Annotated in this window: 15 protein-coding genes; 10 read left to right on the forward strand and 5 right to left on the reverse strand. The window is 60.7% G+C overall.

Translation table 11 applies throughout. From position 1 onward, the window contains the following. The first annotated feature begins 198 nt into the window (after positions 1 to 198). Both ACR0D8_RS05100 and ACR0D8_RS05105 read left to right on the forward strand, forming a co-directional pair. A complete protein-coding gene (locus tag ACR0D8_RS05100; protein ID WP_480645013.1) occupies positions 199 to 1317 on the forward strand; it encodes a DUF6456 domain-containing protein in 1119 nt (372 codons plus the stop codon). Between the two features lie 54 nt (positions 1318 to 1371). After that, entirely contained in the window at positions 1372 to 2295 is a 924-nt protein-coding gene (locus ACR0D8_RS05105) for a hydrogen peroxide-inducible genes activator (protein ID WP_480645015.1), read from the forward strand. A gap of 49 nt (positions 2296 to 2344) precedes the next feature. Here the strand turns inward: ACR0D8_RS05105 and ACR0D8_RS05110 are convergent, their stop codons facing one another. Continuing rightward, positions 2345 to 2893 (reverse strand): redoxin family protein, encoded by a 549-nt coding sequence (locus tag ACR0D8_RS05110; protein WP_480645016.1) that lies wholly within the window; start codon positions 2891 to 2893, stop codon positions 2345 to 2347. Between the two features lie 263 nt (positions 2894 to 3156). Between ACR0D8_RS05110 and lipA the strand changes: the two genes are divergently transcribed. Continuing rightward, complete coding sequence (gene lipA, locus ACR0D8_RS05115; protein WP_480645018.1) at positions 3157 to 4107, forward strand: lipoyl synthase; 951 nt, start codon at positions 3157 to 3159, stop codon at positions 4105 to 4107. Further along, entirely contained in the window at positions 4104 to 5258 is a 1155-nt protein-coding gene (locus ACR0D8_RS05120) for an amidohydrolase (protein WP_480645020.1), read from the forward strand. The genes lipA and ACR0D8_RS05120 overlap by 4 nt, the downstream gene beginning before the upstream one ends. Here the strand turns inward: ACR0D8_RS05120 and ACR0D8_RS05125 are convergent. Continuing rightward, a complete protein-coding gene (locus tag ACR0D8_RS05125; RefSeq protein WP_480645021.1) occupies positions 5248 to 5421 on the reverse strand; it encodes a hypothetical protein in 174 nt (57 codons plus the stop codon). The genes ACR0D8_RS05120 and ACR0D8_RS05125 overlap by 11 nt on opposite strands. A gap of 11 nt (positions 5422 to 5432) precedes the next feature. Next, positions 5433 to 5975 (reverse strand): hypoxanthine phosphoribosyltransferase, encoded by a 543-nt coding sequence (hpt, locus tag ACR0D8_RS05130; protein WP_475160321.1) that lies wholly within the window; start codon positions 5973 to 5975, stop codon positions 5433 to 5435. A gap of 72 nt (positions 5976 to 6047) precedes the next feature. Here hpt and ACR0D8_RS05135 point away from each other — a divergent pair, with 72 nt between their 5' ends. Beyond that, positions 6048 to 6494: a type II toxin-antitoxin system RatA family toxin gene (locus ACR0D8_RS05135; protein ID WP_475160322.1), complete on the forward strand. Its 447-nt coding sequence runs from the start codon at positions 6048 to 6050 to the stop codon at positions 6492 to 6494. A gap of 37 nt (positions 6495 to 6531) precedes the next feature. Then, positions 6532 to 7827: an MmgE/PrpD family protein gene (locus ACR0D8_RS05140; RefSeq protein ID WP_480645024.1), complete on the forward strand. Its 1296-nt coding sequence runs from the start codon at positions 6532 to 6534 to the stop codon at positions 7825 to 7827. On the opposite strand, the gene pyrC is transcribed toward ACR0D8_RS05140, so the two are convergent. After that, complete coding sequence (gene pyrC / locus ACR0D8_RS05145; protein ID WP_480645026.1) at positions 7824 to 8861, reverse strand: dihydroorotase; 1038 nt, start codon at positions 8859 to 8861, stop codon at positions 7824 to 7826. The genes ACR0D8_RS05140 and pyrC overlap by 4 nt on opposite strands. 136 nt (positions 8862 to 8997) lie before the next feature. Between pyrC and ACR0D8_RS05150 the strand changes: the two genes are divergently transcribed. Next, entirely contained in the window at positions 8998 to 9906 is a 909-nt protein-coding gene (locus tag ACR0D8_RS05150; RefSeq protein ID WP_480645028.1) for an AAA family ATPase, read from the forward strand. A 58-nt stretch (positions 9907 to 9964) separates the two neighbouring features. Beyond that, complete coding sequence (locus ACR0D8_RS05155; RefSeq protein WP_480645029.1) at positions 9965 to 11221, forward strand: vWA domain-containing protein; 1257 nt, start codon at positions 9965 to 9967, stop codon at positions 11219 to 11221. Positions 11222 to 11224: 3 nt separating this feature from the next. Here the strand turns inward: ACR0D8_RS05155 and ACR0D8_RS05160 are convergent, their stop codons facing one another. Further along, positions 11225 to 11725, reverse strand: coding sequence for a hypothetical protein (locus ACR0D8_RS05160; protein WP_480645031.1), 501 nt, complete (start codon positions 11723 to 11725; stop codon positions 11225 to 11227). A 232-nt stretch (positions 11726 to 11957) separates the two neighbouring features. Here ACR0D8_RS05160 and ACR0D8_RS05165 point away from each other — a divergent pair, with 232 nt between their 5' ends. After that, positions 11958 to 12926 carry an XdhC family protein gene (locus ACR0D8_RS05165; protein ID WP_480645033.1) on the forward strand — a complete coding sequence of 323 codons (969 nt, stop codon included), beginning with the start codon at positions 11958 to 11960 and terminating at the stop codon, positions 12924 to 12926. Beyond that, a complete protein-coding gene (locus ACR0D8_RS05170; protein ID WP_480645034.1) occupies positions 12923 to 13930 on the forward strand; it encodes a molybdopterin-binding protein in 1008 nt (335 codons plus the stop codon). The genes ACR0D8_RS05165 and ACR0D8_RS05170 overlap by 4 nt, the downstream gene beginning before the upstream one ends. Positions 13931 to 13957 lie beyond the last annotated feature (27 nt).

The raw sequence follows: 13957 nt of genomic DNA on the forward strand, positions 1-13957 counted from the left end.
CACAACCTAAGCGGGTGTTGCCTTGATCAAGTTCCCTCCGAACTCTGACTTCATGACTGTTTATTTTTTTGACTCAAATCTGGTTCTTGTCTCGGCCGGTTAACGAACGAGTAACGAAAGCGGCTCTAGTTAGAATTGGTTAACAATTCACCGGGGGCGACAGATAGCAGATCGTATTGTCGAAGAGGGCAAGTAACTATGCAGAACAACATGGCTTTCACCATTCCGGCCTGGGTACCTGAGGGGGCGCAACGATATCTGGCCCACACGGAAACCGGGCAGTCGATCCGCGATATCGCGCGATCGGCAGGATGCCATGCTTCGACCATACTCAGACAAATCCGACGCATTGAAATGCGCCGGGATGACCCGCTTGTGGACGCCGCCCTGCAATCCCTGGCAGAAACACATTTTTCTGATCCGGGCGATCAGGGGCCGCACGCGGGCAATGGCGTTATAACAGTCGCGCCGGAGGATGCAGCGGCGGCAGAGGATGAAGAATTCGCCCGCGAAGCCCTTCGGATACTTCGCCGGCTGTGCGAAACGGGCTCGGTTCTGGCCGTTGCCGAAGAGATGGACAAGGCCGTTGTTGTGCGCGATTCCGGGGAAGGCGGGGCGACCAGAACTGCGGTTGTCGAGTGCAGGATTGCGCAGGCTTTGGCGCTAAAAGACTGGATCTCATGCGACAATCCGGGGCGGATTTCCCGATACCGGATCTCGTCTTCGGGACGGACGGCGCTGAGCCGCTTGGTGGCGGAAGCCGAAAACAAGGCACGGGCCCGGAATGAATTTGGCATGGCCGAGGCGCAGACACCGTTCCATTCACATTTGAACCGGGGGCAGGGGGCTGCCAAGTCCGATCGGCCAAGGCGCATTCGCTATAGCGCGGCGGAAAGCCCGCTGATTGCGCTGGCGCGCAGACGAGACCGGGACGGAAAGCCGTTTCTTGACGAGGAGCTGGTCAGCGCTGGCGAACGTTTGCGGGAAGACTTCGAACTGGCGCAGATCGGACCCACGGTTGCCCAGAACTGGGATCACTTTCTGACTGCGGGCGGGCGCGGCAGTTTCAACAGCGAGGCCCATGGCGGACGAGGCTCGTCGGATGCGCGGGACCGCGTGGCGCGCGCCTTGTCGGATCTTGGGCCGGGCCTGAGTGATGTCGCCCTGCGGTGCTGTTGCTATTTGGAAGGGCTGGAACTTGCGGAAAAGCGCATGGGGTGGTCAGCGCGGTCTGGCAAGATCGTGCTGCGGATCGCCTTGCAACGGCTCAAGCGGCATTACGAAACACAGGCAGAGCGCAATCGCATGATCGGATAGGGCACTGCCATATGCCCGGCTTGCGATTTACCCCCTGAATGATAATCAGGGGTTATGAATTTTACCCTCAGACAATTACAGTATTTCTGTGCCGTGGCGGAACAACGGAACTTTGGCCGCGCGGCACAGGCGTGCAATGTTTCTCAACCCGCTCTGTCAGTGCAGGTCAAGGCGTTGGAGGAAACGCTGGGCGGCCCATTGTTCGAACGTCAGGCCCGCGACATTCTTCTGACGCCTCTGGGGCGGGATGTGCTGGATTACGCGCGTCAGGTTCTTGGGGCCGCGGATCGGTTGGATCAGTTCGCCAAGGATCATTCCGGCGGCCACAGGTCCCTGTCCATCGGAATAATCCCAACGATTGCGCCGTACCTTCTGCCCGGTGTTCTGGCAGGGTTGCGTAGCTCTGACGTGTCGTTGCGCGTGCAGGTCCGGGAGGCCAGAACCGACCGCCTGCTGGCGATGTTGCGGGCAGGGGAAATTGATGCCGGAGTTGTGGCCTTACCGGCCGGGGGCAGCGCATTGATCGAATTGCCCTTGTTCGAAGACCGCTTTCTGCTGGCAGGCAGCGCCTCGCGTATTCAGGGCATGGCTCGCGACCCCGAAGCGCTGAGGCCACTGGACCTGCAGACCGCGCAGTTGATGCTGCTGGATGATGGTCACTGTCTGACGGATCAGGCGCTGGAGGTGTGTGGTCAGGACCGCAGCAGCGGGTTGATCAATATGGGGGCGTCTTCGCTTGCGACCCTGTCGCGTCTGGTTGCCGAGGGGTTTGGATTGACCCTGATGCCCGAACTTGCCGCGCGTGCCGAGGTGGATGCCGTACCGGGGCTGAAGCTGATGCGGTTTACCGGACCTCAGCCGGCCCGGACCGTGGGGCTGGTGCGTCGCGCCTCAACCGGTGGTGAAGAATGGTTCAACGGGTTGGCGGATGTCATCCGGCAGGTCGGTGAAGGGATCGTCTCGGCCACCCGCGCCTGACCAATGAAAAAGCCCGCCAGAGGCGGGCTTTTCACGAATTCTTTGGACCTCAGGCCAGTGCCGGTTCCTTGGCCTCGTCCAGATGCTTTTTCAGGTTTTCCGGAGACGAAACCCCATAGGGGTCTTCCGGGCAGTTGTCCATCAGGCCGGGCTCTTCGAACCAGGCCTCGACGACATTGTCATTCACGATGGCCGCATAGCGCCAGGACCGCATGCCAAAACCCAGATTGTCCTTGTCGACCAGCATACCCATCTTCCGGGTAAACTCGCCCGAGCCGTCCGGGATGACCTTGACGTTCTCAAGGCCCTGGTCCTGCGCCCATTTGTTCATGACAAAGCTGTCATTCACCGACATGCAATAGATTTCGTCGATGCCCCCGGCCTTGAAATCCGCATAACCGTTTTCGAATCCCGGCAGTTGGTAGGTCGAACATGTGGGCGTGAACGCACCGGGGAGCGAGAACAGAATGACGCGCTTGCCAGCGAAATAGTCAGCGGTTGTTTTGTCTTCCCAGCGGAACGGGTTTGGTCCCTCGACCGCTTCGTCACGCACGCGCGTGTGGAAGGTGACGTCCGGCAATTTGGCGCCAGTTTTCATACTCAAGCTCCTGTGAATCAGATGTGAACTGAGAGGGATTTAAAACAGTTCTAAATCGGCTTCAACGCAATACTTGCCGCAATCGCGAATTCGATGTCAGATTGGTATACCACTGATAAAGATAACTTTTTATGCGCAAAAAAGACACACTGTTCTGCGAATGCATGGTGCGCTGTCATGGCCGGTATGCATGGGTGGTGTAGTTCCCCGGCACGGTTTATGTTAGGCAAAAGCAAATTGACCCAAAGTCAGGAAAGCCGACCGTGCGTGATCTGAAGATCCCCGAACAACGTCACCCAGAAAAAGCGCATCGTCAGGACAATGCGCAGCCGAAAAAGCCCAAATGGATTCGTGTAAAAGCGCCCGGCGGCAAGGGCTATGCCGAAACGCACAAGATCATGCGCGAGAACAATCTGGTCACCGTCTGCGAAGAGGCCGGGTGCCCGAATGTCGGTGAATGCTGGAGCCAGGGGCACGCGACCATGATGATCATGGGCGAAATCTGCACCCGCGGCTGTACCTTCTGCAATATCGCCACGGGCCGCCCGGATGCGCTGGACCTGTTTGAACCCGGGCGCGTTGCGCATGCGGTCGAAAAGCTGGGTCTGAACCATGTGGTCATCACCTCGGTCGACCGCGATGACCTTGAAGACGGGGGCGCGGACCATTTTGCGCAGACCATCCGCGCGGTCCGGCATCGCTCCCCCTCGACAACGATCGAGATTCTGACGCCGGACTTTCTGAAATGCGATCCTTCGGTGTTGGAATCCGTGGTTGCGGCGAAACCGGATGTGTTCAACCACAATCTTGAAACCGTTCCCGGCCTGTACCCCGAAGTGCGCCCCGGCGCGCGCTATTTCCATTCACTGCGCCTGTTGCAGCGCGTCAAGGAAATGGACCCGTCGATCTTTACCAAATCCGGTATCATGGTTGGTCTGGGCGAGGATGAACAACAGGTCCGGCAGGTCATGGATGACATGCGCGCCGCCGATATCGACTTTCTGACCATCGGCCAATACCTGCAGCCGACGCCCAAGCACCATGGCGTCGATCGCTTCGTCACCCCAGAGGAATTCGCATCCTACGAAAAAGCGGCCTTTGGCAAGGGGTTCCTGATGGTGTCCGCCACACCTCTGACCCGGTCGTCTTACCATGCGGGGGATGATTTCGCGCGATTGCGGGAAGCGCGGCAAAAGAAGCTGGAGCAAGGGTGACACCTGACGCGCTAACGCGGCTGATCAGTCTGCGGCACGACCTTCACCAGCGCCCCGAACTCTCGGGTGAGGAAATAGAAACAGCCGCGCGTGTGGCAGAGCTACTGCGTGAGTTTGGCGCCGATCAGGTGTTGACCGGGATCGGGGGCCACGGCGTTGCCGCGGTGTTTTCCGGTGATCAACCGGGGCCGACCACAGCCATTCGATGCGAACTTGACGGCTTGCCCATTCACGAACTTTCAGGTGCGCCCTATGCATCGCGCGTGCCGGGCAAGGGGCATCTGTGCGGACATGACGGCCATATGGCCATGGTTTTGGGTGTGGCAGAGCACCTTGGCCGCAACCGGCCTCAAAAAGGGCGGGTAATTCTGATGTTTCAGCCCGCCGAGGAAACCGGGCAGGGCGCCATCGCCTTTCGGGCAGACGCAGCATTCGCGGAAATCTCACCTGACTATGTGTTCTCGTTACACAACCTGCCGGGATTGGCATTGGGTGAGGCGGAACTGTGCGTAGGTCCCGCGAATTGCGCGTCGCGCGGGATGAAAATAACGCTGACCGGCAAGACCTCGCACGCCGCCGCCCCGCAGGACGGGCTGTCGCCGGCCGGCGCGTTGTCATCCCTGATGCCGCAATTGGCGGGGCTCGGCCGGGGCGGCGCGCTGAATTCTGATTTCGCGCTGACAACCGTGACCCATGCCAGCCTGGGTGAGCCGACTTTCGGTGTGGCTCCGGGGCGGGCTGAACTTTGGGTGACCCTGCGAACGGTTGCGGATGAGCGTATGCAGCAACTGATTGCAGACGCTGAAGCACTGGTGGAAAATGCCGCCGTCGCGCATGGGTTGACGTTCAGTATCGCGTATGACGACGTGTTCCAGGCCTGCGTGAACAACCCAGATGCCGTCGAAATATTGATGAAATCCTTTGAAATGGCGGGTGTTCCCTGTCGCAAGACCCGCTTGCCGCAGAGGTTTTCCGAGGATTTCGGACAGTTTGGGAAAGATGCCAAATCCGCCATGTTCTGGCTGGGTGCCGGGTTGGACCACCCGCAGTTACACAATCCGGACTATGATTTCCCGGATGAACTGATCCCCATCGGCACGGGTGTGTTTCTGGCGGCGATCAAGCAGGTGCTGGGCGAAGTCAGGGTCTGAAACGCGCCCATTCGAGCTTGGCCCAGTCTGGCCACCAGCCAAGGTAGTCCGCTCCGCCGATCAGCAGGCACAGGATCACCACCCCGAACACCAGTTTCACCCGCCTTTCCGAGGGCGGATTGCGGGCCCATTTGGCCATGCGCAGCAGGTATCTGGGGTTCATCGGTGCCTCGGTCAATCCTCGGTAAAACGCACTTTTCCGATGAAGGGCAAGTTGCGATTGCGCTGCGCATAGTCGATGCCGTAGCCCACGACAAACTCGTCGGGGATTTCAAAGCCGATCCAGTCCGAGCGGAAATCAACTTCGCGCCGGCTGGGCTTGTCCAGCAGCGCAATAGACTTCAACCGCGCGGGCTTGCGGCTGCTCAGCAGCTTGGTCACGTGGTTCAGCGTATGGCCGGTGTCGACAATATCTTCGACAACCAGAACGTCGCGCCCTTCAATTGCGCCGCGCAGGTCCTTGAGGATGCGAACTTCGCGGCTGCTTTCCATCGAGTCGCCGTAAGACGAAGCCTCCAGAAAATCGACCTCGATCGGCAGGTCCAGTTCTCGCACCAGATCGGCAATAAAGACAAAACTGCCGCGCAGCAGCCCAACGACCACCAGCTTGTCCGTGCCGACGAATTCGGCCGTGATTTCGCGGCACAGCTCCTCGATCCGCGCGGCGATTGCCTTGGCCGAGATCATCTCATCTATCACATATGCGCGGTCGCTCATCGCTGCCCCCTTGATCTTTGGCGCGCAACATACGACATGACGCGCCATTGTCACCTGCAAATACCGGACGCCATGCCTACTCATTCGGAAACCCGCCACCTGCCTTACACTGCTCAGCAGATGTACGACCTGGTTGCCGATGTTGCGAAATATCCCGAGTTCCTGCCATGGTGTGCAGCCGCCCGTATCCGCCGAACCTATGCTGCCGGCGAAGGCCAGGTGATGGAGGCGGATCTTGTCATTTCGTTCAAAGTGTTCCGCGAACGGTTCGGCAGCCGCGTGACCCTGTTCGCCGATCAAAAGAAAATTGACACCGAATATCTGGACGGCCCGTTCAAATACATGAAGTCCGACTGGCAATTCCAGGATGCGCCAGACGGGGGTTGCGATATCTCCTTCCATGTCGACTTCGAGTTCAAGAATGCCATCCTGCAGGGGATCATCGGGGTCGTTTTCAACGAAGCCATGCACAGGATCGTTCAGGCGTTCGAGGCCCGCGCGGCGGATTTGTACACCTAAGTCTTTACCGGCGCTTGCTGGGCGCTAGACTGCGCCCATGACCGACTTTACCGCTTCTTTGGCCGGGTTTGCCGCAGGCCCGATTTCGACGTCCCTGCAAACCCGGGTCGTCACTTCTCTGTCCGTTCTCGACTGGATCGCCGTGGGGCGTGCCGGGGCTGGTGAACCAGTGTCTCAATCCATACGCGATCTTGTTCTGGGTGAAGAAGGGGCCGGGCAGGCGCATCTGTTTGGCGGCGGCGCCGCGCCGTTGCGGGGTGCCGCGTTGGTCAACGGTACTGTGTCCCATGCGTTGGACTATGATGACACGCATTTTGCCCATATCGGTCACCCGTCGGTGGCGATCCTGCCGGCTGCACTGGCGCTTGGCGATTGGGACGACCGCATTCTTGTCGACTTCCTCGAAGCCGCATTGGTCGGGATGGAGCTTTCGATCCGCATAGGGTTGTGGCTGGGCCGCGATCATTACCAGGCCGGTTTTCACCAGACCGCCACGGCTGGTGCATTCGGTGCGGCGGTGGCTGTCGGTCGGCTGCTCGGGTTCGATGCTGATCAGATGAAAAGGGTTCTTGGCCTGACCGCAACCCGGGCGGCGGGCCTGAAGGCGCAGTTCGGGACAATGGGAAAACCTTACAACGCGGGGCTTGCAGCCTCTGCCGGGGTCGAGTCCGCCTTGCTTATCGCCAAGGGGTTTGAACCCGGCGTCGACGCGCTGGACGGGCCTTACGGTTTCGGTGCAACTCATCAGGGTCAGGGGGACAGCGATACCGCGCTGGACGGGCTGGGCGATGAATGGCTGTTCGAAAGTGTCAGCCATAAGTTCCACGCCTGCTGTCACGGCCTGCATGCGGCGCTTGAGGCCGCGCGCGATCTGGATATTGCCGAGCCCGAAGTGGCCGAAATCAGGATCAAAACCCATCCGCGGTGGATGAGTGTGTGCAACCAGACCGCGCCGACCACCGGGCTGGGGGCCAAATTCTCCTACCGGACCGTCATTGCGATGCAGGCGCTGGGTTACGACACGGCCTTGCCGGGTAGCTATTCGGAAAAGACCTGCGCGGACCCGCGTCTGATCTCTTTGCGGGATCGTGTGTCGGTCGAGGCTGACGAGTCGCTCTCCGAAACTCAGGCACGTCTGACATTGCTGCGCCGTGACGGCGCCCGCCGCGAAGCCACCCATGATCTGCTAACACCGTTGACGCTGTCGGATCGCGAAGACCGGGTTCGGGGCAAAGCGGCCAAACTGATCGGGGCCGAGGACGCGGACGCGATCTGGTCGATGCTGCGCACCGGCGGCCGCGCCCGGGATCTGGCCAGTCTGCAGGCGGGTTAAACCACGCGCCAATGCAGTGGAAAGCCCGGATCGAAAACCGTCACCGGGCCGTCGCCGGTGTCGATCTTGTCTGGGTATTCCACCGGATCGCCTTTGGTCAGGGTGATGGTGGCCGCATTCACAGGAAGTCCGTAAAAGGCCGGCCCGTGCAGCGATACAAACCCTTCCAGCTTGTCCAGCGCATTTTCACGGTCGAACATCTCGGCGACCAGAGACATTGTGTTCGTGGCGGTGAAGCACCCGGCGCATCCACAGGCCATTTCCTTGTTGGCATCCGTATGCGGCGCACTGTCGGTGCCCAGGAAGTACCTCGCATCGCCCGAGGTCGCTGCGGCCAGCAAGGCCAGTCGGTGTTCCTCGCGTTTGGCAACGGGAAGGCAGTAGTAATGCGGTTTGATCCCGCCGACCAGAATGTGGTTTCGGTTGATGATCAGATGGTGCGCCGTGATGGTTGCGCCCAGATCGGCGTCATTGGCCTTGACGTAATCCACGCCATTGGCGGTCGTGATATGTTCCATCACTACGCGCAGGCCGGGTGTCGCCTTGCGGATCGGGTCCAGTACCCGGTCGATGAACACAGCCTCACGGTCAAAAATGTCGATCTCGGAATCGGTGACTTCGCCATGCACGCACAGGGGCAGGCCGATTTCGGCCATGCGTTCCAGCACCGGTCGTACCTTGTCGAAATTCCGCACCCCCGAGGCCGAGTTGGTGGTGGCCCCCGCCGGATACAGCTTGACCGCCTTGACCAGACCGCTGGCATGGGCGGCGGCCACATCCGCAGGGTCGGTCTCTTCGGTCAGATACAGCGTCATCAGCGGCTCGAACGTCATATCGGCAGGCAGGGCGGCCAGAATACGGTCGCGATAAGCGGCCGCCTGATCGCCGCGCACGACCGGCGGCACCAGGTTCGGCATGATGATCGCGCGGGCAAAATGGCGCGCGGTTTCGGGCAGAACGGCCTGCAACATCGCGCCGTCGCGCAGATGCAGATGCCAGTCGTCGGGGCGGCGGATTGTGATGCGATCTGTCATGCCGCCTCCGCTAGCACAGAGCCCGCCGCCGGAAAAGACCTTGCCATCCGACCTTTTTGCCGTAAGTCCCGGAAAGACCACGGTCTTGACGCGCGCGTGCTGCCATGACCTGTTGTGCCGAGGGAGAGACTTGCAGATGACACAACCGGATTCCATCGACGCCGTTCAAACCATACTGGGTTCGCAGGGCTATGTCTGCGGGCGGGCGCTGGCCACGGTCGTGTTCCTGTCGCTGAAACTGGGCCGTCCGCTGTTTCTGGAAGGTGAGGCCGGTGTTGGCAAAACCGAGATCGCCAAGGCGCTGGCAGCCGGGCTGAACCGACGGCTGATCCGGTTGCAATGTTACGAAGGGCTGGACGCGTCTTCGGCGGTATATGAATGGAATTTTCCGGCGCAGATGGTGGCCATCCGTACGGCGGAGGCCGCGGGTGGCGCCGATCGGGGCGCACTGCAATCTGAACTATTCTCGGACGACTATCTGATCGAGCGCCCCTTGCTGCAGGCGATGCGCCCGGACGAAAACGGCGCGCCCGTTCTGCTGATTGATGAACTGGACCGCACCGATGAGCCGTTTGAGGCGTTCCTGCTGGAGGCGCTCAGCGATTTTCAGGTCACAATCCCTGAACTGGGCACCGTGAAAGCCCCGCAACCGCCCATCGTGATCGTCACCTCGAACCGCACGCGCGAAGTGCACGATGCGCTGAAGCGCCGCTGTCTGTATCATTGGGTCGATTATCCCGATTTCGAACGCGAGATCGAAATTCTGCACGCCCGCGCGCCCGAGGCCGCCGAGGCGCTCAGCCGTGAGGTGGTTGCCTTCGTCCAGCACCTGCGCACCGAGGATCTGTTCAAGAAACCCGGCGTGGCCGAGACCATAGACTGGGCCAAGTGCCTGCTGGCGCTGGACGTGATCAACCTCAGCCCCGAGGTGATTGGCGACACGCTGGGCGCGATCCTGAAATATCAGGATGATATCCAGAAATTGCAGGGGTCCGAAGCAAAGCGGATTCTGGATGAGGCAAAGGCGACGTTGGAGCCTGCCTGATGCTTCTTCTGTTCAAGAATACGTCGGGGGTATGGGGGCAGAGCCCCCGTGAAAGGTAATGGCAGAACACCTCACACTCGATATCCCGAATGACCCGAAACTGGCGCAGAACATCACGCATTTCGCACGTGCCTTGCGCAAAGCAGGGTTGCCCATTGGGACGGGACGGGTCGTTGATGCCATCCGGGCTGTGCAGGCCGCCGGGTTCACCGAAAAGCGGGATTTCTACTGGACGCTGCACGCCTGTTTCGTGAACCGCCCCGAACATCGCACAGTGTTCGCGCAGGTCTTCCGCATGTACTGGCGCGATCCGCGTTACATGGAACACATGATGGCCATGATGCTGCCCGCCATTCGTGGCGTGCAAGAAGAACGCAAGGCCGACCCTGCCGAAAAACGCGCGGCTGAGGCGTTGTTGGACGGGATGGAGCGCGATCTGCCCGAGGCGGACGAGCAGGAAGAAGAGACCGAGCTGGAGATAGACGCCTCTCAAACCGCGTCCTCCGAGGAACGTCTGCGCAATCTGGACTTCGAACAGATGAGCACGGCCGAGATCGCTCAGGCCAAACGTATGCTGGCGCGGCTGACCCTTCCGGTCAAACCTATCGAATCCCGGCGTGGTCAGGCCAGCCATCTGGGGCATCGGATCGACCGCGCCCGAACCTTGCGCGCGGCAATGCGGCAGGGCGGAGAGTTGCGCAATATCGCGCGCCTGAAGCCAAGGCCCCGCTGGCCCAACCTTGTGGTGCTTTGCGATATTTCGGGCTCGATGAGCCAGTACAGCCGGATCATCCTGCATTTCCTGCATTCGGTTTCCAACGCCAAAGGCGCAGGTTGGGCGCGGGTCCACGCATTCACCTTCGGCACGCGTCTGACCAATATCACCCGCCACCTGCAACAACGTGACGTCGATGCAGCGCTGGCCGCCGCCGGGGCCGAGGCGCAGGATTGGGAAGGCGGCACACGGATCGGCGACTGTTTGCACGCGTTCAACCGCGACTGGTCGCGGCGGGTAATGGGGCAGGGCGCGGTGGTGCTTTTGATCTCGGACGGGCTGGATCGCGGCGAACCCGATGCGCTGGCGAAAGAGATGGAGCGTCTGCATTTGTCGGCGCGCCGCCTCATCTGGCTCAATCCGCTGTTGCGCTGGGATGGGTTTGCGCCGCGTGCTCAGGGTGTGGCAGCCATGCTGCCGCATGTCGACAGTTTCCGCGCGGGTCATTCGATTGCGTCACTGGAAGACCTGGCCGCCGTCATCTCGAAACCTGACGACATGGGAGAGAAAGCGCGGTTGATGACCGCGCTTTCGGGCTGAATATCAGCTCAGCTGTTCTTGGTTGCACTTGCGCGCCATTTCCATGGCCTTGAAAGTGCCGGTCAGATCAACGGTGAATGCGAATTCCTTTTCCGGGAACACGACCATGACTTTCTGCTTGGCAATGTCATCCGCAAATTGCGGATCATCAGACAGGACATACCCACCGGAATACCCCTTGGTGATGTTGCCTTTCATGCCCGTGGCTTCGCCGACATAGATGTTGTCGCCCAGCAGGATCGCCACACCCTCTTTCTCACCGCGTTTGATGTCGGTCTTCGCCTTAGTGAAAACACCGACATACCCGACGCCGCGGTCTTCGGTCAGCCCCATCTGCACGACGTTTTCTGAATCATCGACCGCCTCGATCAGACAGGATTTCTTGTCCTGGTCGATGAAAACCTTCCAGCCTTCAACTTCGCCATAACGCAGGAACGTATCTGCGGCCACGCCGGTCGAGGTCAGCAGGCCAATTGCCATTCCGAGTGTAAAAATGCGTTTCAACTCTCTGTCTCCGTTGTGAAATATAATATGCGCATACAGGAATACCTACGCGCGCCTGCAGGCTAGGATTTGGAATTCGGTCAATCAATCCCTTTCACCAAGCACAGGAAACCGGGCTGGTTTGTGCCGATCCATGTTCGTTTGCCCGTCGTACTAACCACTTGAGGGCACGCCTTCCTTTTCATCGCGCCAAACCTCCCTATGTTGGATCAGAACACGCCGGGAGGGTGCAATGGACAGATTCGACAACAGCCCCGAGACCGCCCTGGAATGGTTTCGCGACGGCCAGCCAACGGCACTGGCCACGGTCGTCGAGACCTGGGGCAGCGCGCCGCGCCGGGTCGGGGCGCAACTGGTGATCGCAGGGGACGGTCGCATCGAGGGGTCCGTCTCGGGCGGGTGTGTCGAAGGCGCGGTTGTGGTCGAGGCACTGGAGGCCATCGACGAGGGCGAAGCTCGGCTATTGGAATTTGGCGTCAGTGACGAGGACGCCTTTGCCGTCGGCCTGGCGTGCGGCGGGACGATCCGCGTTCTGGTCGAACCTGTGGGAAAGGTCCTGTCGGAAGACCTGCTTAAGGATCTAGTGGATGCCCGGTCCCGCCGCGAACCGGTGGCTTATGAGGTGAATATCGAAACCGGGCGCAGAGCATTGCGCCGGAACGCATATCCCGACCGGTTGCGCATGGATCGGTCCGGGTTCGAAGAAGACGGTCAGACATTTGTCGCGGTTCACAATCCACCGCTGAGGCTGATCGTGGTCGGCGCGGTTCACATTGCACAGGCGCTTGTGCCGATGGCGCGGATCGCCGGTTACGATCCGGCCATCATCGACCCGCGCGAAGCCTTCGCCTCGAACGCGCGCTTTCCCGGTGAGACGATCCTGACGGACTGGCCGGATGAGGCCATAGCCAAGCTGGGAATGGACACGCGCACGGCGGTGGTATTACTCACCCATGACCCCAAGCTGGACGACCCGGCGCTGGAGGCCGCATTGCAGGCCGGCGTGTTTTATATCGGCGCGTTAGGGTCCAAGCGAACCCATGCCAAACGGGTGGCCCGCATGCAAGAAGCCGGGTTTGCTCAGGCGCAAATCGACCGAATTCACGGTCCGATCGGATTGGATATCGGCGCAGCAGACCCGTCGGAAATCGCAGTGGCTGTTCTGGCGCAAATGACGGCCGTCTTGCGGGGCAAAGCGTGAAATTCGGCCCGGTTCCCGTCGCGGATGTCGTCGGCACCGTTCTGGCCCATTCCGTTCAGGTGGGCGGTTCCAAGCTGCGCAAAGGGGTCCGGCTGACAGCCGAACATCAGGCGCAACTTGTTGCCGCCGGCTTCGGCAGTATAACGGTGGCCCGGATTGATCCGGACGATTGTCACGAGGACGAGGCCGCCCGTCTGCTGGCAGCGGCATTGGCACCTGATCCCGAGGTCGCAGCCCTGCGGGTCACGCAGCCATTTACCGGGCGCGTGAACCTGCTTGCCGACGGGCCGGGCGTTGCCGTGCTGGATGTCGATGCGCTTGAGGCGTTCAATCTGGTCAACCCGATGATCACTGTCGCAACCGTTCCGCAGTATCAGCAGATGGGCGCAGGCGGGATGGTCGCAACGATCAAGGTCATCTCATACGCGGTGCCGCGCGCTGACGTTGACGAGGCATCCCGGCTGGCGCAGTCATCCATACAATTGGCCCGCCCGGTCTATCGCAGGGCAGGGCTGGTCGTGACTGATATTCCCGGTGGTCCGCCGAACGAAAAGGGTATCGCCGCGATACAGGGCCGGGTCGAGGCCCTGGGCATGGAACTGGGCGATGTGCGAATTGTGCCCCACAAAACCGACGCTCTGGCTGCGGCGATGAAGGAAACGCAGGGCGATTTGGTCATGATCCTGACCGGGTCCGCGACCTCGGATGTGTCGGACGTCGCCCCCGAGGCGGTGCGCGCCGCAGGGGGGCATGTAGATCGGTTTGGTATGCCCGTCGACCCCGGCAACCTGTTGTTTCTCGGGTCCCTCGGGGACCGCCCGGTGATCGGCTTGCCCGGATGCGCGCGGTCGCCGGCCCTGAACGGCGCGGACTGGGTGCTGTCCCGTGTCGCCTGCGGGATCGCGACTTCGGCAGGTGATATCGCCGGAATGGGGGTTGGCGGGTTGCTCAAGGAAATACCCACGCGACCTCAACCGCGCGCGTCCCGCAAAAAAGTGACGTAACGGCAATTTGTTTCCCTGAAACACCGG

Source organism: Ruegeria sp. BG10 (assembly GCF_056538575.1).